The organism is Brevundimonas sp. G8 (assembly GCF_902506205.1).
In the GTDB taxonomy this organism is placed as follows: domain Bacteria; phylum Pseudomonadota; class Alphaproteobacteria; order Caulobacterales; family Caulobacteraceae; genus Brevundimonas.
In genome coordinates, this window is the sequence record NZ_LR732816.1 from 1,325,638 (window position 1) to 1,352,005 (window position 26,368).

Annotated in this window: 24 protein-coding genes; 14 read left to right on the forward strand and 10 right to left on the reverse strand. The window is 66.6% G+C overall.

The features are described 5' to 3' along the window. Nucleotides 1-370, forward strand: a 370-nt coding sequence (locus CHRYSEO8AT_RS06450) for an OmpA family protein (RefSeq protein WP_159847939.1), incomplete at its 5' end; no start/stop codon positions are given. A 137-nt stretch (nt 371-507) separates the two neighbouring features. On the opposite strand, the gene CHRYSEO8AT_RS16110 is transcribed toward CHRYSEO8AT_RS06450, so the two are convergent. Both CHRYSEO8AT_RS16110 and CHRYSEO8AT_RS06455 read right to left on the reverse strand, forming a co-directional pair. Further along, nucleotides 508-681: a hypothetical protein gene (locus CHRYSEO8AT_RS16110; RefSeq protein ID WP_236547448.1), complete on the reverse strand. Its 174-nt coding sequence runs from the start codon at nt 679-681 to the stop codon at nt 508-510. 141 nt (nt 682-822) lie between these two features. Further along, on the reverse strand, nt 823-1,497 hold the full coding sequence (locus tag CHRYSEO8AT_RS06455; RefSeq protein ID WP_159847942.1) for an OmpA family protein: 675 nt from the start codon (nt 1,495-1,497) through the stop codon (nt 823-825). A gap of 223 nt (nt 1,498-1,720) precedes the next feature. Between CHRYSEO8AT_RS06455 and CHRYSEO8AT_RS06460 the strand changes: the two genes are divergently transcribed. Then, a complete protein-coding gene (locus CHRYSEO8AT_RS06460) occupies nt 1,721-2,632 on the forward strand; it encodes an isopenicillin N synthase family oxygenase (RefSeq protein WP_159851635.1) in 912 nt (303 codons plus the stop codon). 4 nt (nt 2,633-2,636) lie between these two features. Here the strand turns inward: CHRYSEO8AT_RS06460 and CHRYSEO8AT_RS06465 are convergent, their stop codons facing one another. The 6 genes from CHRYSEO8AT_RS06465 to CHRYSEO8AT_RS06490 all read right to left on the reverse strand — a co-directional run bounded on the left by CHRYSEO8AT_RS06465 (nt 2,637) and on the right by CHRYSEO8AT_RS06490 (nt 9,846). Beyond that, nucleotides 2,637-4,583, reverse strand: coding sequence for a TadE/TadG family type IV pilus assembly protein (locus CHRYSEO8AT_RS06465; RefSeq protein ID WP_236547449.1), 1,947 nt, complete (start codon nt 4,581-4,583; stop codon nt 2,637-2,639). Nucleotides 4,584-4,702: 119 nt separating this feature from the next. Continuing rightward, complete coding sequence (locus tag CHRYSEO8AT_RS06470; RefSeq protein ID WP_159847948.1) at nt 4,703-6,598, reverse strand: M2 family metallopeptidase; 1,896 nt, start codon at nt 6,596-6,598, stop codon at nt 4,703-4,705. Between the two features lie 64 nt (nt 6,599-6,662). Beyond that, nucleotides 6,663-7,358, reverse strand: coding sequence for a monofunctional biosynthetic peptidoglycan transglycosylase (gene mtgA, locus CHRYSEO8AT_RS06475; RefSeq protein WP_159847984.1), 696 nt, complete (start codon nt 7,356-7,358; stop codon nt 6,663-6,665). Continuing rightward, nucleotides 7,358-8,323 carry a WD40 repeat domain-containing protein gene (locus CHRYSEO8AT_RS06480; protein ID WP_159851636.1) on the reverse strand — a complete coding sequence of 322 codons (966 nt, stop codon included), beginning with the start codon at nt 8,321-8,323 and terminating at the stop codon, nt 7,358-7,360. Before CHRYSEO8AT_RS06480 ends, mtgA begins: the two co-directional genes overlap by 1 nt. A gap of 56 nt (nt 8,324-8,379) precedes the next feature. Further along, nucleotides 8,380-9,318 carry a pirin family protein gene (locus tag CHRYSEO8AT_RS06485; RefSeq protein ID WP_159847987.1) on the reverse strand — a complete coding sequence of 313 codons (939 nt, stop codon included), beginning with the start codon at nt 9,316-9,318 and terminating at the stop codon, nt 8,380-8,382. Between the two features lie 39 nt (nt 9,319-9,357). Continuing rightward, nucleotides 9,358-9,846: an Lrp/AsnC family transcriptional regulator gene (locus tag CHRYSEO8AT_RS06490; protein WP_135194232.1), complete on the reverse strand. Its 489-nt coding sequence runs from the start codon at nt 9,844-9,846 to the stop codon at nt 9,358-9,360. A gap of 148 nt (nt 9,847-9,994) precedes the next feature. On the opposite strand from CHRYSEO8AT_RS06490, the gene CHRYSEO8AT_RS06495 reads away from it, so the two are divergent. Genes CHRYSEO8AT_RS06495 through lpdA form a run of 6 tightly spaced genes read left to right on the forward strand, consistent with a single transcriptional unit; the run spans nt 9,995 to nt 16,056 of the window. After that, nucleotides 9,995-11,242 (forward strand): thiamine pyrophosphate-dependent enzyme, encoded by a 1,248-nt coding sequence (locus CHRYSEO8AT_RS06495; RefSeq protein WP_236547450.1) that lies wholly within the window; start codon nt 9,995-9,997, stop codon nt 11,240-11,242. A 59-nt stretch (nt 11,243-11,301) separates the two neighbouring features. Beyond that, complete coding sequence (locus CHRYSEO8AT_RS06500; protein WP_159851638.1) at nt 11,302-12,369, forward strand: alpha-ketoacid dehydrogenase subunit beta; 1,068 nt, start codon at nt 11,302-11,304, stop codon at nt 12,367-12,369. A gap of 1 nt (nt 12,370) precedes the next feature. Next, a complete protein-coding gene (locus tag CHRYSEO8AT_RS06505) occupies nt 12,371-14,035 on the forward strand; it encodes a 2-oxo acid dehydrogenase subunit E2 (RefSeq protein WP_159847990.1) in 1,665 nt (554 codons plus the stop codon). A 43-nt stretch (nt 14,036-14,078) separates the two neighbouring features. Then, nucleotides 14,079-14,291 (forward strand): ribbon-helix-helix protein, CopG family, encoded by a 213-nt coding sequence (locus CHRYSEO8AT_RS06510; RefSeq protein ID WP_135194230.1) that lies wholly within the window; start codon nt 14,079-14,081, stop codon nt 14,289-14,291. Next, nucleotides 14,285-14,650 carry a type II toxin-antitoxin system VapC family toxin gene (locus tag CHRYSEO8AT_RS06515; protein WP_159847995.1) on the forward strand — a complete coding sequence of 122 codons (366 nt, stop codon included), beginning with the start codon at nt 14,285-14,287 and terminating at the stop codon, nt 14,648-14,650. Before CHRYSEO8AT_RS06510 ends, CHRYSEO8AT_RS06515 begins: the two co-directional genes overlap by 7 nt. An 11-nt stretch (nt 14,651-14,661) precedes the next feature. Next, nucleotides 14,662-16,056, forward strand: coding sequence for a dihydrolipoyl dehydrogenase (gene lpdA / locus CHRYSEO8AT_RS06520; RefSeq protein WP_159847998.1), 1,395 nt, complete (start codon nt 14,662-14,664; stop codon nt 16,054-16,056). Here the strand turns inward: lpdA and CHRYSEO8AT_RS06525 are convergent, their stop codons facing one another. Both CHRYSEO8AT_RS06525 and CHRYSEO8AT_RS06530 read right to left on the reverse strand, forming a co-directional pair. Continuing rightward, nucleotides 16,057-16,854 carry an SDR family oxidoreductase gene (locus CHRYSEO8AT_RS06525; protein ID WP_159848001.1) on the reverse strand — a complete coding sequence of 266 codons (798 nt, stop codon included), beginning with the start codon at nt 16,852-16,854 and terminating at the stop codon, nt 16,057-16,059. A gap of 23 nt (nt 16,855-16,877) precedes the next feature. Beyond that, nucleotides 16,878-17,348 carry an Rrf2 family transcriptional regulator gene (locus CHRYSEO8AT_RS06530; RefSeq protein WP_159848004.1) on the reverse strand — a complete coding sequence of 157 codons (471 nt, stop codon included), beginning with the start codon at nt 17,346-17,348 and terminating at the stop codon, nt 16,878-16,880. A 169-nt stretch (nt 17,349-17,517) separates the two neighbouring features. Between CHRYSEO8AT_RS06530 and CHRYSEO8AT_RS06535 the strand changes: the two genes are divergently transcribed. The 6 genes from CHRYSEO8AT_RS06535 (at nt 17,518) to CHRYSEO8AT_RS06560 (ending at nt 26,180) form a co-directional block, all read left to right on the forward strand. Continuing rightward, nucleotides 17,518-19,494 carry a potassium transporter Kup gene (locus CHRYSEO8AT_RS06535; protein ID WP_159848007.1) on the forward strand — a complete coding sequence of 659 codons (1,977 nt, stop codon included), beginning with the start codon at nt 17,518-17,520 and terminating at the stop codon, nt 19,492-19,494. Between the two features lie 47 nt (nt 19,495-19,541). Beyond that, complete coding sequence (locus CHRYSEO8AT_RS06540) at nt 19,542-20,882, forward strand: RsmB/NOP family class I SAM-dependent RNA methyltransferase (protein ID WP_159848010.1); 1,341 nt, start codon at nt 19,542-19,544, stop codon at nt 20,880-20,882. A 47-nt stretch (nt 20,883-20,929) separates the two neighbouring features. Continuing rightward, complete coding sequence (gene rpe, locus CHRYSEO8AT_RS06545; protein ID WP_159848013.1) at nt 20,930-21,595, forward strand: ribulose-phosphate 3-epimerase; 666 nt, start codon at nt 20,930-20,932, stop codon at nt 21,593-21,595. Then, nucleotides 21,592-23,430, forward strand: a complete 1,839-nt coding sequence (locus tag CHRYSEO8AT_RS06550) for a heparinase II/III family protein (protein ID WP_159848016.1) — start codon at nt 21,592-21,594, stop codon at nt 23,428-23,430. The genes rpe and CHRYSEO8AT_RS06550 overlap by 4 nt, the downstream gene beginning before the upstream one ends. Nucleotides 23,431-23,510: 80 nt before the next feature. Continuing rightward, a complete protein-coding gene (gene purH / locus CHRYSEO8AT_RS06555) occupies nt 23,511-25,115 on the forward strand; it encodes a bifunctional phosphoribosylaminoimidazolecarboxamide formyltransferase/IMP cyclohydrolase (protein ID WP_159848019.1) in 1,605 nt (534 codons plus the stop codon). Between the two features lie 165 nt (nt 25,116-25,280). Next, nucleotides 25,281-26,180, forward strand: a complete 900-nt coding sequence (locus CHRYSEO8AT_RS06560; RefSeq protein ID WP_159848022.1) for a dienelactone hydrolase family protein — start codon at nt 25,281-25,283, stop codon at nt 26,178-26,180. The last annotated feature ends 188 nt before the right edge of the window (nt 26,181-26,368 follow it).

The following is a 26,368-nucleotide window of genomic DNA, read 5'->3' on the forward strand; positions in this document are numbered from 1 at the left end:
CCCGCCGCCCCCGCCGCCGGTCGCTCAGACCCCGGTCGCTCGCCAGTTCGTGGTCTACTTCGACTGGGATCGCTCGGACCTGACGGCGGAAGCCCGTTCGGTGGTGACGCAGGCCGCCAACTACGCCAAGTCGGGTCGCCCGACGCGCGTCCTGATCGTCGGTTACACCGACACCTCGGGTTCGGCCGCCTATAACCTGGGTCTGTCCAACCGCCGTTCGCGCACCGTTGCGGACTCGCTGGTTGCTGCAGGCGTCAACGGCGGCGTCATCGCCCTCGACGGCAAGGGCGAGACCAATCTGGCCAAGCCGACCGCCGACGGTGTGCGTGAACCGCTCAACCGCCGCGCGACCATCGACATCAACTTCTAAGACCTCCGAGGGGTCGGCCCGGACTTATCTCCGGGCCGATCTTCGGATGTCGAAGTCGTCGAACGACAGAACGCCGCTTCCGAAAGGAGGCGGCGTTTTTCTTTGCTGGAGAGGTCGTTAGAACGAGGCGAACAGGGTCAGTCGTCAGATGGGTGCGAAGCCACGGTTGCTTGCGGCATCGTGATCGGTTCTGAGCCGCGCAAAAACGCCTGGCCGGCGCCGATGACGAGGGTCGCCGTCACAACGGCGCTGACCACGGCGATCGCAGCCAGTTTCAGGCTCTGCCCGAACTCCCGATTCCCAAGCGTCACTGCATCATTCCCATGATCCGATGACATCGAGAACCATGGTGTGCGAGCACGCGCAAATCACGAAGCCTGTGATTGAATAACGAAAAAAGGGCGACGCCTCGTGACGCCGCCCTTATGCAGGTCTTAACGTGCAGCCATCGATCAGCCGGTGAACGGACGGATCAGGATTTCCACACGGCGGTTCTGTGCCTTGCCTTCCGCCGTGGCATTCGACGCAATCGGATTGCGGGCGCTGTTCCCAGCGACATAGAGCCGCTGGGCGATGACGCCGCGACGGACCAGTTCGGAAGCGACGCTGCCGGCGCGGCGCTCCGACAGAGGCTGGTTGATCGCATCGCCGCCCGAGGAGTCGGTGTGGCCGATCACGTCCACCGTCGATTGGTCGTACTGCTGCAGCACGCGCGCCACGTCGTCGAGAACGGGCAGGAAGCGCGGATCGATCGAGGACTGGTTGGTGGCGAAGGTCACGTCAGACGGCATGCGCAGAACCAGCACGTCGCCCTGGCGGGCCACGCCGACGCCGGAGCCGGACAGTTCAGCCTCCATGGCGCGTTGCTGGCGGTCCATATACTGGCCCACGGCCGCGCCGCCCAAGGCGCCGACCCCGGCCCCGATCAAGGCGTTCTTACGGCCCTGCTCGCCGTTCGAGGTGTTGGTCAGATAGCCCAGCAGCGCGCCGCCTACGGCGCCCGCGATGGCGCCGGTTCCGGTGTTGTTGCGGACGGGACCCGAACGATAGGGGTCGGTCGTGGTGCAGGCGGCGGCGCCCAGCAGGGCGGCGATCGAGACGCTGGCGACGATGATCTTGGCGCGCATGGAATATTCCTTTTGGTGAATGGGGTCTGGCGCGGAAACGTATGCTTACTGTGAAGGTTCCAAGCTGTATGGCGCGTGAACGGCCTTGGCGACCCGTTCGACGATGAACTGACAAGGGCGCGGATTAGGCGTATGGGAACCGCCGCACTTTCCCAGATCGAGGACGTCAGTGAGCACGACCCTTAACGACAGCCCCGCCGGCCGCGCCATCACGCCGGTGTCGATGACCCAGTACGATGCCGATTTTCTGGCGTTCAGCGACGCCCTGGGCGCCTCCTTCTCGCGATACGGATTTGCGGTGGTCGCCGATCACGGTCTGGACGAGGCGCGGATCACCGCCGCCATCGACGATGCCAAGGCCTTCTTCGCCCTGCCGGAAGAGGTGAAGCGTCAGTATCACCAGCCGGGCACGGGCGGCGCGCGCGGCCTGACGCCGTTCGGGGTCGAGGCGGCCAAGGACGCCAAGACGGTTGACCTGAAGGAATTCTGGCACGTTGGCCGTGAACTGCCGCAGGCGCATCCCTACCGTCGCTATATGCGAGACAATGTCTGGCCCACCGAGGTCGAGGGCTTCAAGCCTCACCTCTATGGCATGTTTGAGGATCTGGACGCGCTGGGCGCCAAGATCCTGCGCGCCATCGCCCGCTATCTGAAGCTGGACGACGACTTCTTCGCGGACAAGGTCGAGATGGGCAACAGCGTCCTGCGCATGCTGCACTATCCGCCGGTTCCGGCCGATGCGCCGGGCGTGCGGGCCGGCGCCCATGAGGACATCAACGTCATCACCCTGCTGCTGGGCGCCGAGGAGGCCGGCCTTCAGCTCAAGGAAAAGGACGGCAGTTGGCTGGACATCGCGCCGCCACCTGGCGCCCTGGTCGTCAACATCGGCGACATGCTGCAGCGGTTGACCAACCACATCCTGCCGTCGACGACCCACCGCGTGGTCAATCCTGCGCCCGAGCGTCGCGGCTTCGCCCGCTATTCGACGCCCTTCTTCCTGCACTTCAACCCGGACTTCCCCATCGAGACCCTGCCCAGCGCCATCACACCGGATAATCCCGACCGTTATGCCGGCAAGACCATCCTGGCTGAGGACTATCTGACCGAGCGCCTCCGGGAAATCCGGCTGCTGTAAGGCGTTAGCGGGAAATCCGCAGTCGGGTGATGTCGCGGCCGATGTCGCGAAAAGCCTTGGACAGGTCGGTCGAGTTGCCGGCTTGGAAGGCGCGGGCGGAGCCGGATGCACAGCGTTGCATGAGTTCGCCAGCGGAGTCGATTTCGCCCACAAGGTTCGCCGCATCGGGAATGTCAAAACCTACAGTGTAGATGATGACACCCGAATCGCGGATCTTTTTGCAAAGCTCGAATGACTGGTAGAATGACGAGCCGTTCGCCGCGGGTTGGTTGATGTGGGTATCTACGCCACCGCTACCTGTGCCTGCATCTGCAGCGATGACACCGCCGAAGTACGGCGTGTTGAACTCTCCATCCGTCATCAAAACGATGGCTTTCAAGGTCTTCGTGGTGTCGTGCTGTGCCGGTGCGGCCGTCCCCGACCACACGCCGAAGTTCGGCGAAACCATGTACCAGGCCCAGGCCAGTCCTATATGGCCGGCCGTGGAGCCAGACGCTGCCAACTTGTTGATCTCGCCCGTGATTGTCTTTTTGACGTTGGTCAACGGCACGATAGCGACAGAGGGACAGGTGTTGCCTGCTCCAGGATAGTTGCGCCCCACATATGTCGAAGAACCGGCCGGCCGCGCGTCTGTATCCCATGCGGATCCGGTGCGTTCACTGACGCAGGTACTGGCGTTCTGGCGAATCCACGTGCCTGTCTGGTTGATGAAATCACGCACGGTGCAACCGTCGATCCCGCAAGCGAGCTGACCGCCGGAGGTGTACGAAGCCCCGCCTTTTGTCGCTACAGCCAATCGGGCGGATGAGCCGTTCAAGCTCAGCGTGGCTGTGTTGTTTGCAACTGCGCTAACAGCGAAGCCTATGCCGTTTAGCTGTGCAAGCCCTCCCATATCGGTGAGATATGCCGCGTCGCCCGCCGTCGAGAGGCCATGCTGGGCGGCTGTTATCACGATGGAGCAGTCGGTTCGCGCACATTTAGCCACATAAGCAGATCCAGCAAACGAGTTGAAATTCCGGCTGTTGATGCCTGAAAGCTGGAATTTGTTAGCATCGACTCTCACGACCGATAATGGCGATCCGTTCAGCGAAGCCATTGGTTCTGCGCCCCAGATCACCACCTTGTCTCCAGTCACAAAGCCATGGCCAGAGGATGAAACCACCGCCGTAGAGGCACGCGAAATATCGGAGATCGTCTTGACACTGCCGGTTAACCAAGTCGTGGCAGAGATCGAGCGAGATGTAGACCGGAGTGTCCCTCTAACCGTATCGGCATAGGCACCGACGTTGACGCCCATTGAATAGGGGACGAGAGCAATCTTTGAGTAATACGGTGACTGCTCATCTTGAACCACAATGCCAACCAGTTCGTTGGCTGCTGCTCTTAGAGCCGCAATTTTGCTTGTGGGTGGGCAGTTGCGAGTGCAATTGTCCATTGAGCCCGTGATATCCAAGGCAAGGGCGACTTCAATGTTCCTTGAAGAACGGTTGACCTCCGAGTGCACATTGACTGGCAGGGTCTTGTCGAGAATCGTGCCGTAAGGCGGCAGAAAGACGTTGGCGACCAGTGTCTTCACCTGAACCTTCAGGTCGGCGATGATCACCTGATTGTCGGTCAGCTGGATTTTAACATCGCTGTCAGCGAACGGTTCGACGGAGGCGTTGCGCAGATTGGCGCGAAGGGCGACCACCGCCACCTCTCTAAGTTTGACAGGGTCCGTGTGGGAAGATCTCGCAGCAGCCAGTGCGGCGGCGTCCAGGGCGTCCTGAACGCGGGCCTTGACCGTGGTGATGCGGTTGATGTCGATCCCGCCCAGAGTGATCATGATCAGGGCGGGCATGACCAGGGCGAAGATCATCACGACGTTGCCGCCCCGGTCGGACAAGAGGCGCGCCGCCAGATTGCGCAGGCTTCGAACCGCTTTGCCGATCAGTGTGGAAGCTTGCGCCAAGACCATCCCCGAGGGCGCAGATCGCCCGAATACCGCCCGATTAGCGCTCAGTGTGTCATCGGGCGGTTAAGGGAAGCCTCAAGGGGAACGGTTAACCGAGCCCCAAAGCCTGATCGGGCTCAGGCGGCGCTCCATCCGCACTGATGGCCGCGGTTCTGTTCCTCCAGCCAGACGTTCAGCGGGGCGAAGTAGTCGGCGATGGCCGAGGCGTCGTTGCCGTCGTCGCCGGTGAAGGCCTTCATCGCCTCCTGCCACGGCTGAGACTGGCCCATCTGCAGCATGGCGTTGAAGCGCTCGCCGACCTCCTTGTTCCCGTAGACCGAGCAGCGGTGCAGCGGCCCGGTCCAGCCGGCCTGTTTGCAGGCGGCGCGCTGGAACTGGAACTGATAGATCGCGGCCAGGAAGTAGCGGGTATAGGGCGTGTTGCCCGGCACATGGTATTTCGCGCCCGGATCGAAGGCGTTGGCCGGACGCGGTCCGGGTGGCACCAGCCCCTGGTATTGCAGCATGTCGGCGGTCCAGGCGGTGTTGTAGGCGGCCGGCGCCGTCTCGCCCGAGAAAACGTCCCAGCGCCAGCGGTCGACCATCAGGCCGAAGGGCAGGAAGGCGATCTTGTCCAACGCCATCTTCAGCAAGAAGGGAATGTCCTCTTCCGCGCCCGGCGTCGTCTTCAGCAGGCCGATCTGGTTCAGATAGGTGGGCGTCAGGGCCGACAGGCCGACGAAGTCGCCGATGGCCTCGTGGAAGCCGTCGTTGGCCCCGTTGCGGAACAGCATCGGCTGGTTCTTGTAGGCGCGCTGATAGTAGTTGTGACCCAGCTCGTGGTGGACGGTGTAGAAGTCGTCGCCGTTGACGTTGGTGCACATCTTGATGCGGATGTCGTCGGCGTTGTCGAGGTCCCAGGCCGAGGCATGGCAGACGACCTCGCGGTCACGCGGTCGCGTGATCTGGCTGCGTTCCCAGAAGGTCTGGGGCAGAGGGTCGAGGCCCATCGAGACGTAGAAGCCCTCGCCGGTCCTGACCATTTTCGTCGCGTCGTAGTCGGCCGTCTTCAGCAGTTCGGTCAGGTCGTAGCTGGAAGCGCCCCCCGTCGCGGGGGCCACCACGTCATAGATGTTGCCCCATTGCTGGGACCACATATTGCCCAGCAGGTCGGCGCGGATCGGGCCGTGGTCGGGCTGGACCTCGTCGCCGTATTTGGCGTTCAACCGCGCCCGCACGTAGCAGTGCAGGTTTTCGTAGAAGGGCTTCACCTGCGCCCACAGCCGGTCGGTCTCGGCGGCGAAATCGTCGGCGGGCATGTCGTAGCCCGAACGCCACAGAGCGCCCGTGTCGGCGAAGCCCAACTCGCGCGAGCCTTCGTTGGCGATCTCCACCATGCGGGCATAGTCGTCGCGCATCACCGGCGAAATGGTGCGCCAGCCTTCGTACAGGGCCTTGGTCTCGGTCGGATCGCGGCTGTCGGCAAGGATCAGCGAGGCGTCGTCCAAAGTGATCTGACGGCCCTTGAAGTCGAACTTTCCGGTCGAATAGGTCGAATCCAGCCGTGTGGTGATCTGGGCCAGTTCGTCGGCCGCGCCGGGGCGGTTGGGGGCCGGCAGCACCAGGCTGAGGCGCAGCAGGTTCAGCTTGCGGCGCACGACGGGATCGACATCGACCTCGTTGAACCTGGCCGCCTGATTGGCCAGCTGGACCTGAAGCTCGGTCGCCTCGGCGTTGGCCCTGGATTCCAGCCACATGGTGTCGAAGGTGATGTTGGTGGCGCGCGCCCACTGGATGCGGGCGACATATTCGCTGACCTCGGCCCACTTCGTCTCGGCGTCGGCGACGAAGGCGGTCGCGCCCTGAGCGGTGATCGGATAGTCGACCTTTACGCCGGTGGAGGGCGGCGGGGGCGTGGTCGATGCCGTCTGCTCGGTTCCCGCAGCGCGGGCGACAGGTTCGGCGGTGCTGGCGCAGCCGGCGGCGAAGGCGAGGGCGCAGACCGCGACGGCGGTCATCATCTGACGCTTCATGATGGATCTCCTGAACAGCGCGGGCAGGAGAGGTCAGGCCCGGTCGCCCGTCAAGCGGAACGGTTCAGCCCCGGCCGACGACGCAGGTGTTCAGCCCTTTGTTGCGCACCGTGCCCATGGCCGCCTGGACGCGTGACGCCCTTCGGCGGACATAGGGGCCGGGCGCGGCCGCCTCGTACCGGCGCGGGGCCGGCAGGATGGCGGCCAGACGCGCGGCCTCGCGCGGGCTCAGGTCGCGGGCGTCCTTGCCGAACCAGTGGCGCGACGCCGCCTGGGCGCCATAGACGCCGGGCGCCCATTCCACCACGTTCAGATAGACCTCCATGATCCGGCGCTTGGACCAGACCGTTTCGATCAGGACGGTGTAGCCCGCCTCCAGCCCCTTGCGGATCCAGTCGCGGCCCGGCCACAGGAAGACGTTCTTGGCCGTCTGCTGGCTGATGGTCGATCCGCCCCGGATGCGCCCGCCCTCGGCGTTGTGGTCCAGCGCCTTCTGGATCGCCTCCATGTCGAAGCCGTGGTGACTGCAGAAACGTGCGTCCTCGGCGGCGATGGCGGCGTTCACAAGGTTGGGCGAGATCTGGTTCAGGCCGCGCCACTGGTAATCCATGCCCTCGCCGCGAGCGAGCTGGCGCAGCATCAGTATGGTGGGCGGCGGCGGAACGACGGCGACAATCAGCACGCCGGCGACCGGGATCAGGGCCAGAACCAGAAGGGCGGTCAGCAGGACCCGACGCCAGCTCTTGCGACCCTTGGCCATCAGAGAATGATCACGCCGGCGGCGCCGTCCTCGTCGGCCCAGGCGACCTTGTCGACGGCGGGGCTGAGCGACAGGGCGACGATGGCCGGCCCCTTCTCGGCCTTGACGAAGTTCAGCCCCTGGGCGGCCGGATGCGCCACCCAGACCCGGCCGTCGGTCAGGCCCGCGGCCAGCAGCCCCTGGTCGGCGCGGGCCGAGACCAGATTGACCAGGGTGGTGTCGTCATAGCCGATCTCGGTCGCCTCGCGGCCCATCGGACCGTTCGATCCGATGAAGGGCCACAGCACCGCGCCCTGTGCGCCCGAGGTCGCCATCAACTGACCGTTGGCTAGGAAGGCCATCGACCGGACCTTGCCCGGATAGCCGCCCATCCGCAGGTTCTTGGCGTCCTTGATGCGCCAGCCGTGCATCTGGTTGTCCTGCATGGTCGTGACGACGAAGGCGCCGTCCGGCGAGAAGGCGACGCCGGTGTGCGACCCGGCCCAGGCCAGTCTCACGGGTTGTTGTTTCTCAATCCGCGCATACCACAGGGCCGCCCCGCCATAGGTCGAGGTCGCGATGCGCCGGCCCTTGGGCTCGAAGGCGACGCCGGAGACGGTGCGTTCGTGCTGGAAGTCGCGACGGAAACCCACCTCGTTGGGATCGATCACCGACAGGGTGCGGCCGAAGGAAAAGGCGATCAGGCCCGAGGCCGGCGAGGCGTCGATGGCGTCGATCCACTGGTTCTTGGCCGTGGCCAGCACGACCGGATCCTCGTCGCGGCGGGTCCAGACGACCTTGCCGTCGTCGCCTCCGGTGACCACCCCCTCGCCGGACGGGTGGACGCAGGCGCACAGCACGGCGCCGTCATGGGCCTCGACCCGCGTCCGGTCCTCGAACCGGACCGAGCCGTCGCCGAGGGCGAAGACGGCGCCGGCGTTGTCGAACAGGGCGGCGGTGACCTGGGCGTCGAAATCGAAGTTCATAGGCCGCATGTAGCGATCCGGCCTCGCCGCGTCACCTTCTGCGTGATGTCGTGCCCCTAGACCGGGTCGGTCGGCTTGGGCTCGACCGGCGCCGGGGCGGCCTGGGCCTGGGCCGGTTCGTCGGGGAGGGGGATGAACTCCAGGTCGTCGGCGTGGGGCAGGCTCATCCGCCCGGCCTTCCAGTCGGCCTTGGCCTGATCGATGCGGGCCTGGCTGGAGGCGACGAAGTTCCACCAGATCAGCCGCTCGCCCACCGGCTCACCGCCCAGCACCATGACGGTCGACTGGACCAGGGCCTTGATCGTCGGTTCTGCCGTCGGCTCCAGCACGATCATCTGGCCCTCGTGGAAGGTGCGGTCGCCGACCTCAATGGACCCTTTGGCTACATAGAGGGCGCGCTCGCTCATGCCGCCCGCGCCCTTGCCGGACGGCGGGGCGGTGCGAACGCCGGGCTGAAGCTCCCAATGGATATAGAACAGCGGCGACGAGACAGGAACGGCGGCCTTGGCGCCGTAGGCCTCGCCTGCGACCAGACGCGCGAACAGGCCGCCGTTCTCATAGGCGGGTTGGGCGTCCTCGCCCAGGTGATGGAAAGCCGGATCGATCTCTTCGGCCTCGTCGGGCAGGGCGACCCAGGCTTGCATCCCGTGCATCGCTCCGCCGGTGCTCTTTCTCAGCGGATCGGTGCGTTCGGAATGGACGATGCCCTTGCCGGCAGTCATCCAGTTGACCTCGCCCGGCCGGATCGCCTGATCATAGCCGAGGTTGTCGTGGTGCATGATCTCGCCCTCGAACAGATAGGTCAGGGTCGACAGGCCGATATGCGGGTGCGGCCGCACGTCGATGGCCGTGGCGCCGGCTGCGAACTCGGCCGGCCCCATCTGGTCCAGAAAGATGAAGGGCCCCACCATCCGGCGTGAATGAAAGGGCAGGACGCGCCCGACCTCGAACCCGCCCAGGTCCTTGCGGCGCGCGTCGATCACCAGTTCGATCATGGTCGTCATCCTCAGGCGGATCGGCCCGCCTGAGCGACGTTATCCGACGTGGGGGGTGATGATGCCAAGAGGCAGGGCGGTCACATTCTTCACGCCGCGCGTGACGATGTGGCTTTCGCAGTCCGAGACGATGCCCAAGGCCAGCAGTTTCTCGCGCAGGAACAGGTCGAAGGCGTGCATGTCGGAGGTGATGATGCGCAGCACATAGTCCTCGCGCCCGGTGATGGTGGCGCACTGGACCACCTCCGGCCATTTGGCCACGGCGGCTTCGAACAGGTTCAGATTGTCGGCCGAGGGCAGCATCAGCTTGACGATGGCGTAGACCTCGAAGTCCAGGCCCAGCAGCTGCGCGTTCAGCAGGGTGACCCGCTTGGTGATCAGGCCGGAATCTTCCAGCCGCTTGATCCGCCGCCAGCAGGGCGACGCCGACAATCCGACGCGATCCGCGACCTCCGCGACCGACAGCCCAGCGTCTTGCTGCAGGATATCCAGGATGCGGGCGTCGATGGGGTCGAGTTCGTCGGCCAATGCGTTTCTCCGATGGTGATTATCGCGAAATAAAATACCCGAGATCGGGATTTTGCAAGGTCAATTTGAGCGAGCACCTGCTTAGGGGCCGTGTTATCACACGTCCAGAGGAAACACGGACGGACCCCGAATGGATATGGACGCCCGCATGAACGACGAAAACGTGAAAAAGAACAGCCAGCCCCTGTCATTGCGCGTGCCGGAACCGTCCGGCCGACCCGGCGATGCGCCGGACTTCAGCCACCTGCTGATGGACCCCGCCGGCGTGGTCGAACGTCCCGAGGTCGGATCGACGCCATACGAGATGCGCGATCTCGCCTTCCGCCTGATTCGGGTGCTGGACGACGAAGGCAACGCCGTCGGGCCGTGGAACCCGCGCCTGGACGTCGAGACGCTGCGTCGTGGCCTGAAGGCCATGATCCTGACCCGCGCCTTCGACGACCGGATGCACCGCGCCCACCGTCAGGGTAAGACCAGCTTCTATATGAAGTGCACCGGCGAAGAGGCCATCGCGGTCGCCCAGGGCATGATCCTGAGCCGCGAGGACATGGGGTTCCCGACCTATCGCCAGCAGGGGCTTCTGATCGCGCGGGGCTATCCGCTGGTCGAGATGATGAACCAGATCTATTCGAACGCGGCGGACCCGATCAAAGGCCGCCAGCTGCCGATCATGTATTCGGCCAAGGATTACGGCTTCTTCACCATCAGCGGCAATCTGGGCACCCAGGTGCCTCAGGCCGTCGGCTGGGCCATGGCCAGCGCCTACAAGGGCGACGACAAGATCGCCATCAGCTGGATCGGCGACGGCGCCACGGCGGAAGGCGACTTCCACAACGCCCTGACCTTCGCCAGCGTCTATCGCGCCCCGGTAATCCTGAACGTCGTCAACAACCAGTGGGCCATTTCGTCCTTCCAAGGCATCGCCGGCGGGCTGGAAACCACCTTCGCCTCCAAGGCCATCGGCTACGGCCTGCCGGCCCTGCGGGTGGACGGCAACGACTTTCTGGCGGTGTGGGCCGCGACCCAGTGGGCCGAGGAACGCGCGCGCTCGAACCAGGGCGCGACGGTGATCGAGCTGTTCACGTATCGCGGCGCCCCGCACTCGACCTCCGACGACCCCAGCCGCTATCGCCCCGGCGACGAGCACGAGAAATGGCCGCTGGGCGATCCGCTGGAACGTCTGCGCCAGCACCTGAACGTCATCGGCGAGTGGGATGACGAACGTCATACGGCCGCCCTCAAGGACGCCGTCGAACAGGTTCGCGCCGCCGGCAAGGAATCCGAAGCCATCGGCACCCTGGGTCAGTCGCGCCCCAGCGTGAAGACGATGTTCGAAGAGGTCTATGCGACCGAAGACTGGCGGCTGATCGAACAGCGCCGCGAGGTGGGGGTCTGACCATGGCTGAGCAAACCACCTTCACCGACAGCGATCGCAACGACGGCGTCGAGCCGGACATGATCGACCAGAACGCCGCGCCCGCCTCGCAGGCGACGGGATCGGGCGTCGTGCCGATGAACATGATCCAGGCCCTGAACTCGGCCATCGACGTCAAGATGGCCGAGGACGCCAATGTCCTGTCGTTCGGCGAGGACGCCGGGTATTTCGGCGGGGTCTTCCGCGTCACCGACAAGCTGCAGCAGAAGCACGGCCTGACCCGCAGCTTCGACGCCCCGATCAGCGAATGCGGCATCGTCGCCGCCGCCATCGGCATGGGCGCCTATGGCCTGCGCCCGGTCGTCGAAATCCAGTTCGCCGACTACATCTATCCGGCCTACGACCAGATCGTCTCGGAAGCGGCCAAGATGCGCTATCGCTCAGGCGGCCAGTTCACCAGCCCGATCACGATCCGCAGCCCCTATGGCGGCGGCATCTTCGGCGGCCAGACCCACAGCCAGTCGCCGGAAAGCCTGTTCACCCACATCGCGGGTCTGAAGGTTGTCATTCCGTCCAATCCCTATGACGCCAAGGGCCTGCTGACCGCCGCCATCGAGGACGACGATCCCGTCGTCTTCTTCGAGCCGAAGCGCCTCTACAACGGCCCGTTCGACGGCTGGCACGAGAAGCCGGTCTCGCCGTGGAAAGCCCAGGATCTGGCCCAGGTCCCGACCGGCAAATACGTCGAGCCCATCGGCAAGGCGCGCGTGATGCGCGAAGGAAACGACGTCACCATCCTGGCCTATGGCACCATGGTCTGGGTCGCCCTGGCCGGGGCCGAACACGCAGGCGTGGACGCCGAGGTCATCGACCTGCGCAGCCTGGTGCCGCTGGACATCGAGGCCATCGAGGCCTCGGTGAAGAAGACCGGTCGCTGCGTCATTGTGCATGAGGCGCCCAAGACCTCGGGCTTCGGCGGGGAACTGTCGGCCCTGGTGCAGGAGCGCTGCTTCTATCACCTGGAGGCGCCGATCGCGCGCGTCACCGGCTGGGACACGCCCTATCCCCATGCTTTCGAATGGGAATATTTCCCAGGGCCGCAACGGGTCGCAGACGCCTTGAAGAGCGTCATGACGGGAGGTCGTTAAGATGGGTCGTTTCGTCTTCAAACTGCCCGACGTGGGCGAAGGCACTGCCGAGGCCGAACTGGTCGGCTGGCACGTCAAGGTCGGCGACATCGTCGCCGAGGACCAGATCGTCGCCGACATCATGACCGACAAGGCCACCGTCGAGATCACCGCTCCTGTGTCCGGCAAGGTCATCGCCCTGCACGGTGAACCCGGCGCCATGGTGCCGGTGCGCGGACCCCTGGTGGAGTTCGAGGTCGAGGGGGCAGGGAATGCCGAAGAGTCGCCCACGCCGGCTGTCGCCAAAGCGGCTCCCGCGCCGGTCGAAGCGCCGAAAACCCCGGCCGCTCCGGCTGAGGCGCCCGCACCGACCTCCGCCGGCAACTACGTCTTCAAACTCCCCGACGTGGGCGAAGGCACGGCCGAGGCCGAACTGGTCGGCTGGCACGTCAAGGTCGGGGATGTGGTCGAGGAAGACCAGATCATCGCCGACATCATGACCGACAAGGCCACCGTCGAGATCACCTCTCCCGTCGCCGGAACGGTCGTCGCCATCTACGGCGAGGCGGGCAAGTCGGTCCCCGTCGGCGGGCCGCTGGTGGCATTCGATGTGGCGGGCGCAGGCAATGTCGCCAAGACCCCCTCCGTCGCTCAGCTTCGCTCCGCGCCACCTCCCCCCGCTTCGCGCGGGGAGACAGTCGCCGCATCGTCCCCTCCCCGTGAAACGGGGAGGGGGAGCGCGCCCGCAGGGCGTGGTGGAGGGGCTCTGTCCGCCCCGGCCCTGACCGGTCGCGCCCCTGGCGAGCGTCCTTCCGCCTCGCCCGCTGTGCGCAACCGCGCGCGGGATCTGGGCGTGGACCTGACCTTCGTGCCCGGTTCCGGCCCGGCCGGGCGGATCACGCACGAGGATCTGGACGGCTTCGTCTCGCGCGGCGGATCGCAGCCCGGGTCGGCCCCGGCCGGCGGTGCCTCGACCTACGCCAAGGCGGAGGGAACAACCGAGGTCCGTATCATCGGTCTGCGTCGCAAGATCGCCGAGAAGATGGCCGAGAGCGTGCGCCGCATTCCCCACATCACCTATGTGGAGGAGATCGACGTCACGGCGCTGGAAGAGCTTCGCGCCCACCTGAATGCGACCAAGGCCAAGGATCAGCCTAAGCTGAACCTGCTGCCCTTTATCGCTCGCGCCATCGTGGTCGCCCTGCGCGACCAGCCGCAGATCAACGCCACCTATGACGACGAGGCCGGCGTCCTGACCCAGCACGCCCCGGTCCATCTGGGCATCGCCGCCCAGACCCCCAACGGTTTGATGGTGCCGGTGGTCCGTCACGCCGAGGCGCGCGACCCCTATGACACGGCGCTGGAGATCGCCCGCGTCTCGGGTGCGGCCAAGGATGGCACGGCCAAGCGCGAGGAACTGTCCGGCTCGACCATCACTATCACCTCGCTAGGGACGCTGGGCGGGGTGGTGCACACCCCGATCATCAACCACCCGGAGGTCGCCATCGTCGGCCCCAACAAGATCGCCGAACGAGTCGTGGTCCGCGATGGCCAGATGGTCGTGCGCAAGATGATGAACCTGTCGTCGTCGTTCGATCACCGGATCGTCGACGGGCATGATGCGGCGGTTTTCGTCCAACGGATCAAGGGGCTGCTGGAACATCCCGCGACCTTGTGGATGGGGTAAGGAACCACATATGATATATGCGCAGTATATCATGGAGGCGTGAATGCGTATTCTAGTGGATGCAAACGAGGCCCAGGTCGCCGCTCTCGACGACCTGGCCAAGCTTGAGCAGCGCCCGCGCGCGGCTGTGATCCGCGCGGCGATCGACGACTATCTGGCCCGTCACCGCCGCAAGGGCGTTCAGGAAGCCTTCGGCTTGTGGGCCGACGGACCGGATGGCTTGGAGTTCCAAGAGAAGCTTCGCAGCGAATGGTAGCCGCGCTTTTCGATTCCAACATCCTCGTGGACCATCTGAGAGGGTTCCCGCAGGCGAAGGCCGAGATCGACCGCTACGAAGATCGCGCCATCAGCATCATCAGCTGGATGGAAGTAATGGTCGGCATTCCCGACCATCTGGCCGAGCCGACTCGCCATTTCCTGGATGAGTTCACCGTGATCGGCCTTAATGGCATGGTGGCCGAACGCGCCGTTTCACTGCGCAAGACGCGGCGCCTCAAGTTGCCCGACGCCATCATTTGGGCTGCGGCGCAGACGACTGGTCGATTGCTGGTCACCCGCAACACCAAGGATTTCCCGACCGACGAGCCGGGCGTCCGCACCCCCTATATTCTGTGACAGGCCTCGCTATGCAGCAGCTCAAGACCAAAGTCCTCATCATCGGCGCGGGCACCGGCGGCTATGTCGCCGGCATCCGTTGCGGCCAGCTGGGCCTGGACACCGTGCTGGTGGACGGCGGCGACGGCCTGGGCGGCACCTGCCTGAACGTCGGCTGTATTCCGTCCAAGGCCATCATCCATGCGGCGGGCAAGTTCGAGACGGTGGCCAAGGCGGCCGGCGGCGGGACTCTGGGCATCACGGCGGCGGCGCCGGTCATCGACCTGAAACAGACGGTAGAGTGGAAGGACGGCATCGTCCGTAAGCTGAATGCCGGGGTCGCGGCCCTGCTGAAGAAGGCCAAGGTCAAGGTCATCAAGGGCTGGGCTGAGTTCGCCGACGCCAAGACCTGCGTGGTGAAAACCGAAGACGGCGAGATCCGCATCACCGCCGAACACGTCGTCCTGGCCACGGGGTCGGAGCCGGTCGAACTGCCCTTCCTGCCGTTCGGTGGGGACGTGATCTCCTCGACCGAGGCGCTGAGCCTGTCGGATGTTCCGAAGAAGCTGGTCGTGGTCGGCGGCGGCTATATCGGGCTGGAGTTGGGCATCGCTTTCAGGAAGCTGGGCGCCGAGGTGGCCATCGTCGAAATGGCTGAGCGCATCCTGCCCCTCTATGACAAGGCCCTGACCGACCCGGTCGCCAAATGGCTGGAGAAGCACGGGGTCGAGTTGCACCTGGGCGCACGCGCCGGCGGGTTCGGTGACGGGAAACTGTCGATCACGACCAGGGATGGCGAGCCGCTGCAACTGGACGCCGACAAGGTGCTGGTCACCGTGGGCCGTCGTCCGCGCACCCAAGGCTGGGGTCTGGAAAACATGGGCGTGGCCATGGCCGGCCCGTTTGTGAAAATCGACAACCGCTGCGCCACCAGCATGAAGAACGTTTGGGCGGTTGGCGACCTGACCGGCGAACCCATGCTGGCGCACAAGGGCTCGGCCCAGGGCGAGGTGGTCGCGGAAATCATCGCAGGCCGTGACCGCGTGTTCGACCCCGTCACCATCGCCGCCGTGTGTTTCACCGAGCCGGAGATCGTCTCGGCCGGTCTGGGTCCGAACGATGTCGCGGGCCGCGACGACGTTATCCAGTCGGTCTTTCCCTTCGCCGCCATCGGCCGGGCGCTGGCCATCGAGGCGGGCGAGGACGGCGGCTTCGTTCGTGTGCTCGCATCCAAGGCCGATCACCGCATCCTGGGCGTCCAGGCGGTCGGCCAGCATGTGTCGGAATTGTCCAACAGCTTTGCCCAAATGCTGGAGATGGGGGCCGTGCTGGAGGATGTGGCGGGAACCATCCACGTCCACCCGACGCTGGGCGAGGCCTTCCACGAGGCGTCGCTGCGCGCGCTCGGGCACGCGATTCATATCTGATCAGATACGGTCCAGCCGCTTGGCGTGGTTCGCCACCATGCGAAGCGCCAGCCCGTCGGGCAGGAACCGCGCCAGGCCGGCCATGACATTGTTCATGACGCCGGGCGTGACGCTGGGGCGGTTGGCCTCGCAGGCGTCGTAGCCGATCTGCGCCACGCGAGCGGCGTCCATCCACATCCAGGCCGGATAGGCGCCGGACACCTGGTCGCGTGAGCCGTTGACGTCGTGGAACTCGGTCAAGGTATAGCCGGGGTTCAAGACCGTGACGTGGACGCCGGTCCCTTGCGTCTCAAGATACAGACCTTGGGACGCCTTGATCAGGAAGCTCTTGATCGGGCCATACAGGGTGTCGCCGCCGGTCGCCGGCATCTGGCCGGCGAGAGACGCCACGTTCAGCACCCGGCCGAAGCCGCGCTGGATCATGCCGGGCAGCAGCAGGCGCGACAGCGCGACCGGCGCGGTCAGCATGACCTGAATCATGGCGCGGTGGGCGCCGAGGTCCGTGTCCAGAAAGCCGGTGACCCGGCTGAAACCCGCGTTGTTGACGAGGCCGTCGACGGTCAGGCCGCCCGCGGCGATGGTCGCGACCAGTCGTTCGGGCGCTGCGGGGTCAGACAGGTCTTCGGGGATGACGGTCGCGGCGACGCCGTGGGCGGCGGTCAGTTCGTCGGCCAGAGCCTGAAGCGGGGCTTCACGACGCGCCGTCAGGATCAGGTTCCAGCCCTTGGCCGCATAGGTCCGAGCGAGCGCCGCACCAATGCCGGCCGAGGCGCCGGTGACCAGGACGGTTCGGCTCACCGGGGTCGGCTCATGCGAGACGGTCAGGCCGCGACGGGGCAGGAAGCGTGGGGCGCATAGGCGGCCAGAGAGATCGGGTTCTGGGCCAGCAGGTCCGCGATGGTGATCTTGGACAGGGCCTCGGTCGCGGCCTCGTCGGCGGCGGTCAGAGCCTTGGCGACTTGGCGGGGGATATGTTCGCTGATCGGGCAGCCCTTGGCCCCGGCCGGGGGCGAGCCGATGTGGGCGCAGCCGTTCACGGCCTTCAGCACTTCGTCCAGCCGGATGTCTTCGGGCCGGCGGAGCAGCCACGACCCGCCGGTCGCGCCCGGACGGGTGGCGATCAGCCCGGCCTTGGCCAGCAGGGCCGTCACGCGCCGAACCACGACAGGGTTGGTCGGGATGGACGAGGCCAGCACCCCGCTGGGTGCGGCCTGCGCAGGTCCATAGGCGCCCTTGTGGGCCATATAGGCCAAGGCGTGGGCGGCGACGGGGAAGCGCTGGCTGTCTGACATGGTTTTGTTCCTGATGTGAAAATAGGCGCTCATGGCCCGAATCACAAATCGATCCGCAGAACGCCGAAACCGAATCCCCTCCCGGCACGATTGAAGACCGCGCGGAATGAGCCTAAAGGCTCGCCGCTTTGAAGGGACCGGCGCATCGTCGGAGACCCGGAGGATACGCATGGCCGGGGATACTCCCCACGACGCGAGCGCTCCCTCGCCCGCGTCGAACACGCCGGACAAGCCGACCCACACCACGGGACCCGAGTCCCACGCTCCAGGAGGCCATATCGCCAAGCACGGCGGCATGTTCGCCTTGACCATTGGCGCGATCGGCGTGGTGTTCGGCGATATCGGCACCAGCCCGCTGTACGCCCTGCGCGAAGCGATCGGTCATGCCCAGCGCGGCGTGGGCGGGGACCTCGCCGTGGTCGGCGTGGTGTCGCTGGCCTTCTGGGCGCTGATGGTCGTCGTGACGTTCAAATACGTCTTCTTCCTGATGCGCGCCGACAACAAGGGCGAGGGCGGCACCCTGTCGCTGATGGCCCTGGCCCAGTTCGCGGTCGGACGGCGCAGCGCCTGGATCTTCATCCTGGGCGTCTGCGGCGCGGCGCTGTTTTATGGCGACGGCATCATCACGCCCGCCATTTCGGTGCTGTCGGCGGTCGAGGGGCTGCAGGACGCGCCGGGTCTGGCGGGCAAGCTGGACGCCTTCATCGTGCCGATCTCCGCCGGCATCCTGATCGCCCTTTTCATGGTCCAGTCGCGCGGCACGGCCAGCCTGGCCAAATATTTCGGCCCGATCACGGCCGTCTGGTTCCTCAGCCTGGGCGCCCTGGGCCTGGTCCATATCTTCGACGACATCAGCATCCTGCGCGCCCTGTCGCCCTATTACGGCGTCAGCCTGCTGCTGCACGACGGCTTTCTGGGCTTCATCATCCTGGGCAGCGTCTTTTTGGCGGTGACGGGGGCCGAAGCCCTCTATGCCGACATGGGCCATTTCGGAAAGGCGCCGATCCGCATGGGCTGGCTGGCTTTCGTCCTGCCGTGCCTGACGCTGAACTATCTGGGTCAGGGCGCCCTGATCCTGGACAATCCCGCCTCGGCCGAAAATCCGTTCTGGAACATGGTGCCGCAGTTCGCCTACTGGCCCATGTTGATCCTGGCGACGATCTCGACGGTCGTGGCCTCGCAGGCCGTGATCACCGGCGCCTTCTCGGTGACCCAGCAGGCGGTGCAGTTGGGCCTTCTGCCCCGCATCGACATTCGGAACACATCCGAGACCCAGGCCGGCCAGATATTCGTGCCGGCGGTGAACACCTTCCTGATGATCGGGGTTCTGGTGCTGCTGTTCGTGTTCCAGAGCTCGCACAACCTCACGGCCGCCTATGGCGTCGCGGTGACGGGCACCATGCTGGTCAATACGCTGATGGCCTATTCCGTCATTCGCAAGGGCTGGAAATGGCCGATGTGGGCGGTGGCCGGGACGCTCATTCCGTTCGCCTTCATCGACAGCGTCTTCCTGACGTCCAACCTGTTGAAGATCCCCGACGGGGCCTGGATGCCGCTGGTTCTGGGCGCCTGTCTGGTCGTCATCATGTGGACCTGGGTGCGCGGCACCCAGATTCTGACGGCCAAGACCCGCAAGGACAGCCTGCCGCTGACCGACCTGATCGAGATGCTGCAGGCCCGCCCGCCGCACCGCGCCCCCGGCATGGCCATCTTCTTGACCAGCGACCCGGACGTCGCCCCCGTCGCCCTGATGCACAATCTCAAGCACAACAAGGTGCTGCACGAGAAGAACGTCATCCTGACCGTGCGCACGTCCGAGCGGCCGCGCGTTAAGGAGGCCGACCGGGTGAAGATGGAGCCGATCAACGACGACTTCAAAAAGGTCACCGTCACCTATGGCTTCATGGAGACGCCGAACGTGCCGCGCGCCTTGGGCCTGTGCCGCAAGCAGGGGCTGAAGTTCGACATCATGTCGACCAGCTTCTTCCTGGGCCGCCGCTCGCTGATCCCGTCGGCGCGACAGGGCATGCCGCTGTGGCAGGACCGGCTGTTCATCTTCCTGATGCGCAACGCCGCCAATCCGACCGACTTCTTCCATATTCCCCCCGGCCGCGTGGTCGAGCTGGGCGCGCAGGTGGCCGTATGAGTGCTGAGGGACGAGGCGGACAAAGTTCGCAGGCGCGTGGACGCCGCATGGCTGTCAAGGGGCGCCCTCGCCCCGCTCCGGCCGTGGACGCCGCCGCCGCCCCGTCGCAGGACGACATCGGCGTGGAGGCCCGCGTCGTCGCCGGCATCCTGCTGAATGCGGCGCTGGAAAAGCGCAACGGTCTGGACGAGGCTCTGTCTCAACCGGCCGCTCGCGCGCTGGAGCCCGTGGATCGCGCCTTCGCCCGCGCCGTGGCCATGGCGGCCCTGCGGCGTCTGGGCGAGATCGACCAGATCCTGGATCGCCGCCTGAAGAAGTCGCCACCCGAGGCCGTCCGCACCCTGATGCGCATCGCCCTGGCCCAAACCTTGGTGCTGGAAACTCCCGCCTTCGCCGCTGTTTCCACGGCGGTGAAGCTGGCCGAACGCGATCCCAAGACGCGTCCCTACAAGAATCTGGTCAACGCCGTGCTGCGCGGCGTGGGTCGTGAAGGCCCGGGCCTGACGACGGCCGAGAGCAACCTGCCCGACTGGATCGCCGCCCGCTGGAAGGCGACCTACGGCGAGGCGGCCTTGGCCGGTCTGGCCCTGGCCGCCCGCGAAGAACCGGCGACCGATCTCAGCCTCAAGCCCGGCGTCGATCCCGCCGCCGTGGCCGCTGCAGTGGAGGGTGAAGCTCTGGCCGGCGGAACCGTGCGCACCGGCCGTCGCGGCGATGTCGCCTCCTGGCCCGGCTTTGAGGACGGCGACTGGTGGGTTCAGGACGCCGCCGCCGCCTTGCCCGGCCGCCTGCTGGACGTCAAACCCGGCGAGGCCGCCTTGGACATGTGCGCCGCGCCCGGCGGCAAAACTCTGCAACTGGCGGCCGCCGGCGCCTCTGTCGTCGCCCTGGACCGTTCGGCCTCACGCCTGAAACGCCTGAGCCAAAACCTAGAGCGCACGGGCCTGATCGCCGAGGTGATCGCCGTCCCCGCCGAAGATTGGGAAGACGCCCGCACTTTCGACGCGGTGCTGCTGGACGCGCCCTGCACCGCCACCGGCACCTTCCGCCGCAACCCGGAAGTCCTGCGCGCCACCAAGCCCGCCGAGGTCGCCAAACTGGCCGATGTCCAGCACCGTCTGCTCGACGTCGCTGCCGACCGGGTCAAGCCGGGCGGCCGGATGGTCTATTGCACCTGTTCGCTGGAGCGCGAGGAGGGCGAGACCCAGATCATCGCCTTCCTGCGCCGCAACCCCGCCTTCCGCACCGTCGCCGCCGATCCGACCGCCCTTGGCGCCCCGCCAGAGGCCCTGACGCCCGAAGGCTGGCTGCGCATCCTGCCCTCCATGTGGGCCGAGCACGGCGGCCTCGACGGCTTCTTCGCCGCCAGGCTGGAACGGGTTTCCTGAGCGGGAGCGCCTTGCTCCCGCCCGCAACCCGCCTTATCCGGAAGGCCATGGCCGTTACCCCTCTGATCTGTCCGTCGATCCTCGCCAGCGATTTCGCGCGGCTGGGTGAAGAAGTCCGCGCGCTGGAGGCAGCGGGCGCCGACTGGATCCACGTCGATGTGATGGACGGGCATTTCGTGCCGAACATCACTTTGGGCCCCGACATCGTGAAGGCGATCCGGCCGCACACGAGCCTGCCGTTCGACGTGCACCTGATGGTCGCGCCGGTCGATCCGTGGCTGGAGGCGTTTCGCGAAGCCGGCGCCGACGTCCTGACCGTCCACCCCGAGAGCGGGCCGCACCTGCACCGGACACTGGGCCGTATTCGCCAGCTGGGCGCCAAGGCGGGCGTGGTGTTCAATCCGGCGACGCCGCTGTCGATCCTGGAAGAGGTGGTCGATCTGGTCGATCTGGTGCTGATCATGTCGGTCAATCCGGGCTTCGGCGGGCAGAAGTTCATCGACAGTTCGCTGCGCAAGATCGCTGGCGCGCGGGCTATTCTGGACCGGGCCGGCTCATCGGCGCACCTGCAGGTGGACGGCGGCGTGACCTCGGCCAACGCCGGCGCCTGCGTCGCCGCCGGCGCCGATGCGCTGGTCGCCGGGTCGTTTGTGTTCAAGGGCGACTACGCGACCAATATCGCTGCCCTGAAAGCTGCTCCGGCCGTATCGTGAGCCCGCTCGGCCCCTTCGCCCCGCGCGGGCAGGAAACGACGCTGGACGTCGCCTCGGGCCAGATTCCCGGCCTGCCCGGCGCGCCGGTGCGCACGCCTGTGCGCTCGGGCGACACGATCGCGGGGCCGGGCCTGTGGCCCGCCATCGCCGGGCGACTGGCGACGCGACAGCTGTGGATCGAGCTCTATGGCCTGCCCGGCTATGGACTGACCCTTGGGGGCGGCAAGGTGACGGCCTTCGCCGCCACGCCGCGCGACTTCCGCCCCCATGATCCGGCGCCGGGCCGTAATGTCCTGGCCGGACGTTTCATGCTGGCGGGGGCTTCGATGGAGGTCGAGGCGCCGTCCGATCCGTGGAACCGGCCCAGCCCCTCGCGGCCGTTCGCGGTCGAACTTCACGCCTTCGCCTGGCTGCCGGGCTTGATGGCCCAGGGAGAGCGGGGCGCGCGCGAGGCGTTGCGTCTGACCCTGGCCTGGGCCGACGCCTTCGCGCGGTGGTCGCCCTTCGCCTGGGGCCCGGAAATCCTGGCGCGGCGGGTGGTCAATCTGGCGTGCGGCGCGCGTCGGATGGGCGCCGTCGCCACCGAGGCCGAGCGATTGAAACTGGCCGACAGCCTGGCGCGCCAGACGCGTCAGCTGTTGCGTCCGCCCGGCGGTCTGGCCAGCCGGGCCGAACGGCTGACGGCGGCGGCCATCGGCGGCTGCGTCCTGGCCGGCGCGCCGGGGCAGGCCTTGCGTCGTCGCGCGCTGGGACAGCTGGACGGCGCACTGAAGACCACGGTCCAGAACGACGGCGGCCATGCCTCCCGCAGTCCCGAGGCGGGGCTGGAGCTTCTGCTCGACCTGCTGACGTTGGACGACGCCCTGTCGCAACTGTCCGAACCGACGCCGGAAAGCGTTTCGGCCGCCATCGGCCGGCTGACGCAGGGGCTGCGGCTTCTGACCCTGCCCGACGGTCGTCTGGCCAGTTTCCAGGGCGGCGGTCCCTCCAGCGCCGAACGGGTCGCTGCGGCCCGCGCCCATGATGATGAGGTCGCCTCGGCCAAGGTCGATTCCGCTCCTTCGCCTATCGGTACGGTCACCGGCCTGACGCGTATCGCCAGCCCGCTGCTGACCATCGTCGCGGACGCCGCCCCACCGGCCCGAGGGGCCTGGGGCGCCGGTTCCTGCGCCCAGCCGATGGCGCTGGAGATCGCCTGCGGCAAGGACCGGCTGGTGACCGGCTCGGGCTGGACACCGGCCTCGACCGATCGCCAGGCTTTACGTCTGACGCCTGCCCATTCGACCCTGACCTTGGGCGAGCGGTCGTTGAACGAGCCGCTGGGCGGCTGGAAGGGCGACCTCCTGGGCCCGCGCCTGGTCGGGCCGCCGATCCATGTGACGACGGATTTGCGCGACGGCGACGGCGCCGTCTGGCTGGAAATGGAGCATGACGGCTGGAACGAGTTGTTCGGCCTGAACCATCAGCGGCGGCTGTATCTTGACCAGCGGCTGGACGAGCTGCGGGCCGAGGAGAAGCTGTTCCCGACGCCGGGTCGTAAGGAGATGGTGCGCCAGATCGCGGCCCCCTACGCCATCCGTTTCCATCTGGAACCGGGGGTTCAGGCCTCGCTGGCGCGCGACCGCCGCTCGATCCTGCTGCGCGGCGCCTCGGGCCGGGGTTGGTGGTTCCGCACTGACGGCCCGGACGTGGCCATCGAACCCAGCGTCCATATCGACGCGGGCCTGACCCGCCGCTCGCTGCAGATTGTGGTGCGCGGCTCGGCCCGCACCGACAGCGAGAGCAAGATCCGCTGGAAGCTGAGCCCGGCCGGCGCGAGCGGCGATCCCACCTGAAACCGTCCGTGGGGTGACGTGAAGCCGGTTTGGGTCTAGAGGGCGCGCCATCCTCCCCCAGCCTTCACGGACGCCGCCTCATGCCCGCCGCTCCCGCCTTTCCGCCCGCGCCCGATCAGGTGAAGCCGCAACGCGCCCTGATCTCCCTGTCCGACAAGGCCGGGCTGGAAGACGCCGCCCGCACCCTGCACGATCTGGGTGTCGAACTGGTCTCGACCGGCGGCACGCGTGCGGCCATCGAGAAGCTGGGCCTGCCTGTCAAGGATGTGGCCGATCTCACCGGCTTCCCCGAGATGATGGACGGCCGGGTCAAGACCCTGCATCCCATCGTTCACGGCGGCCTGCTGGGCGTGCGCGACGCGGCCGATCACGCCCAGGCTATGACCGACCACGGCATCGGCGCCATCGATATCGTCTGGATCGACCTCTATCCGTTCGAATCCACCGTCGCGGCCGGCGGGTCGTTCGAGGCGGCGGTCGAGAATATCGACATCGGCGGCCCGGCCATGATCCGTTCGGGCTCCAAGAACCACGGCTATGTCGCCGTCGCCGTCGACGGCGAGAGCATCGGCCTGATCCTGGAGGCGCTGAAGGCGGAAGGTTGGATCGATCTGGCCCTGCGCAAACGTCTGGCCGCCCGCGCCTTCGCCCGCACCGCCGCCTATGACGCCGCCGTCTCGGGCTGGTTCGCGAGCCAAGTCGATGACGCCGCGCCGGCGCGCAAGTCCATCGCGGGCTCTCTGGCCCAGACCCTGCGCTATGGCGAGAACCCGCATCAGACCGGCGCCTTCTATCGCACAGGCGAGCGCCGTCCGGGCGTGGCCTATGCCGAACAGGTCCAGGGCAAGGAGCTGGGCTACAACAATATCGCCGACGCCGACGCCGCCTATGAGCTGGTCGCCGAGTTCGAGGCGCCGGCCGTCGTCATTGTCAAACACGCCAATCCCTGCGGCGTGGCGGTCGGTAAGGATCTGTCCGAAGCCTACGCCCGCGCGCTGGAATGTGACGCCGTCTCCGCTTTTGGGGGTGTGATCGCCGTCAACCGGCCGCTGAACGGCGACGACGCCCGCGCCATCACCGGCATCTTCACCGAGGTGGTCATCGCCCCCGGCGCGGACCACGAGGCCAAGGCCGTTTTCGCCGCGAAGAAAAATCTGCGCCTGCTGATCACCAACGGTCTGCCCGATCCGCACGGACCGGGCGAGGTGTTCCGCTCGGTCGCCGGGGGCTTCCTGGTGCAATCGCGAGACCGCAGCCTGATCAAGCCAACCGACCTGAAGATCGTGACGAAACGTCAGCCGACGCCAACCGAGATCCAGGACATGCTGTTCGCCTTCACCGTGGCCAAGCACGTCAAGTCCAACGCCATCGTCTACGCCAAGGACGGCCAGACCGCCGGCATCGGCGCCGGCCAGATGAACCGCCGCGACAGCGCCCGCATCGCCGCCATCCGCGCCAAGGAAGCCGGCGAGGCCAAGGGCCTGACCCAGTCCCTGGCGGAAGGCTCGGCCTGTGCGTCCGAAGCCTTCTTCCCGTTCGCCGACGGCCTGCTGGAAGCTGTCGCGGCCGGCGCCACGGCGGTGATCCAGCCCGGCGGCTCGATGCGCGACGCCGAGGTCATCGCCGCCGCCGACGAGAAGGGCATCGTCATGGCCTTCACCGGCGTGCGCGTCTTCAGGCACTAATCTTGAGAAGAAGGGCGCTAACGCTCGCGACGCGGTCGTTCGCTGCTTGAGCGCCCTTCTTCTCGTTTGTGAAGGTCGTCTAGACTTCAACAGCGCGCCTTAACGTGACTGGACGCTCGGCGCCGGGCGTGATGCTCTGACCGCTTTCCCGCGTTGGAGCGTCCCATGACCGTCCTGATCCGTCCCGAAGGCCAGACCGCCGACGACCTCAAGCTGAACCGTCGAACCCTCGGTGCGCTCGGGGGGCTGCTATTCTCCGGCTATGCCGTCGCGGCCCTGGCCAAGGAGGCCAAGCCGATCACGACCGACGATGCGGGTCTGGCGACCGAGACCGTGACCTATGCCGCGCCGGACGGGTTCCAACTCCCGGCCTATGTGGCGCGGCCGGCGGGCGAGGGGCCGTTCCGGGTCGTCGTCGTGGTGTCCGAGATTTTCGGCGTCCACGAATATATCCGCGACATCTGCCGCCGCCTTGCCAAGCAGGGATACGCCGCCATCGCGCCCGCCTTCTTCAACCGGGTCGAGGATCCCGCGCCCCTGTCGGACATGCAGCGGATCATGCAGATCGTGGGGGCGGCGAATTATGAGCAGGTGATGGGCGACCTGTCGGCGACGCTGGAATGGACCAGCCAGCAGTCGTGGGCCAAGGACGGCAAGGTCGGGATCACCGGCTACTGCTGGGGCGGCAAGGTGGTGTGGCAGGCGGCGGCGCGGTTCGCCGCCATCGGCGCGGGCGTGGCCTGGTACGGCCGTCTGGCCCCCGCCGCCGATGCGACGCCGGTTCAGATCTCGTCGGGGCAGCCGTGGCCGGTCGATCTGGCCGCCGACCTCAAGGCGCCGGTGCTGGGCCTGTATGGCGGCAAGGACCAAGGCATTCCGCTAGCCAGCGTGGAGCGGATGCGCGAGGCCCTCGCCCGCGCGGGTCAGACCGGCAGCCAGATCGTCGTCTATCCCGACGCCCAGCACGGTTTCCACGCCGATTACCGCGCCAGCTATTCGGAAACGGACGCCAGGGACGGCTGGTCCAAACTGCTGGCGACCTTCGATAAAGCGTTAAAGAATTAGGGCGTTACTGATGTGAAGGCTGCGGAGGGCGGCCTGAGTGGAGGGCTGGATATGAACGGATTGCGGCGTCGCGGGGCGGTCGTTCTGGGCCTGAGCCTGCTGTTCCTTCCGCTGGCCGCGTGCGGCGGTGGGGGAGGCGGCGGTGGTGGTGGCGCGATCACGCCTCCTGTTCCACCACCCCCTCCGCC

What these genes read in the sequence shown, in the direction of transcription:
- CHRYSEO8AT_RS06485 (WP_159847987.1), bottom strand. Translation starts at nt 9,318, where the DNA reads ATGATCGAACTGGTGATCGACGCGCGCCGCAAGGACCTGGGCGGGTTC.
- lpdA (WP_159847998.1), top strand. Translation starts at nt 14,662, where the DNA reads ATGCAGCAGCTCAAGACCAAAGTCCTCATCATCGGCGCGGGCACCGGC.
- purH (WP_159848019.1), top strand. Translation starts at nt 23,511, where the DNA reads ATGCCCGCCGCTCCCGCCTTTCCGCCCGCGCCCGATCAGGTGAAGCCG.
- CHRYSEO8AT_RS06495 (WP_236547450.1), top strand. Translation starts at nt 9,995, where the DNA reads ATGAACGACGAAAACGTGAAAAAGAACAGCCAGCCCCTGTCATTGCGC.
- CHRYSEO8AT_RS06455 (WP_159847942.1), bottom strand. Translation starts at nt 1,497, where the DNA reads ATGCGCGCCAAGATCATCGTCGCCAGCGTCTCGATCGCCGCCCTGCTG.
- CHRYSEO8AT_RS06460 (WP_159851635.1), top strand. Translation starts at nt 1,721, where the DNA reads ATGACCCAGTACGATGCCGATTTTCTGGCGTTCAGCGACGCCCTGGGC.
- CHRYSEO8AT_RS06560 (WP_159848022.1), top strand. Translation starts at nt 25,281, where the DNA reads ATGACCGTCCTGATCCGTCCCGAAGGCCAGACCGCCGACGACCTCAAG.
- CHRYSEO8AT_RS06530 (WP_159848004.1), bottom strand. Translation starts at nt 17,348, where the DNA reads ATGTCAGACAGCCAGCGCTTCCCCGTCGCCGCCCACGCCTTGGCCTAT.
- mtgA (WP_159847984.1), bottom strand. Translation starts at nt 7,358, where the DNA reads ATGGCCAAGGGTCGCAAGAGCTGGCGTCGGGTCCTGCTGACCGCCCTT.
- CHRYSEO8AT_RS06505 (WP_159847990.1), top strand. Translation starts at nt 12,371, where the DNA reads ATGGGTCGTTTCGTCTTCAAACTGCCCGACGTGGGCGAAGGCACTGCC.
- CHRYSEO8AT_RS06510 (WP_135194230.1), top strand. Translation starts at nt 14,079, where the DNA reads ATGCGTATTCTAGTGGATGCAAACGAGGCCCAGGTCGCCGCTCTCGAC.
- CHRYSEO8AT_RS06470 (WP_159847948.1), bottom strand. Translation starts at nt 6,598, where the DNA reads ATGAAGCGTCAGATGATGACCGCCGTCGCGGTCTGCGCCCTCGCCTTC.
- rpe (WP_159848013.1), top strand. Translation starts at nt 20,930, where the DNA reads ATGGCCGTTACCCCTCTGATCTGTCCGTCGATCCTCGCCAGCGATTTC.
- CHRYSEO8AT_RS06535 (WP_159848007.1), top strand. Translation starts at nt 17,518, where the DNA reads ATGGCCGGGGATACTCCCCACGACGCGAGCGCTCCCTCGCCCGCGTCG.
- CHRYSEO8AT_RS06515 (WP_159847995.1), top strand. Translation starts at nt 14,285, where the DNA reads ATGGTAGCCGCGCTTTTCGATTCCAACATCCTCGTGGACCATCTGAGA.
- CHRYSEO8AT_RS06500 (WP_159851638.1), top strand. Translation starts at nt 11,302, where the DNA reads ATGATCGACCAGAACGCCGCGCCCGCCTCGCAGGCGACGGGATCGGGC.
- CHRYSEO8AT_RS06480 (WP_159851636.1), bottom strand. Translation starts at nt 8,323, where the DNA reads ATGAACTTCGATTTCGACGCCCAGGTCACCGCCGCCCTGTTCGACAAC.
- CHRYSEO8AT_RS06540 (WP_159848010.1), top strand. Translation starts at nt 19,542, where the DNA reads ATGGCTGTCAAGGGGCGCCCTCGCCCCGCTCCGGCCGTGGACGCCGCC.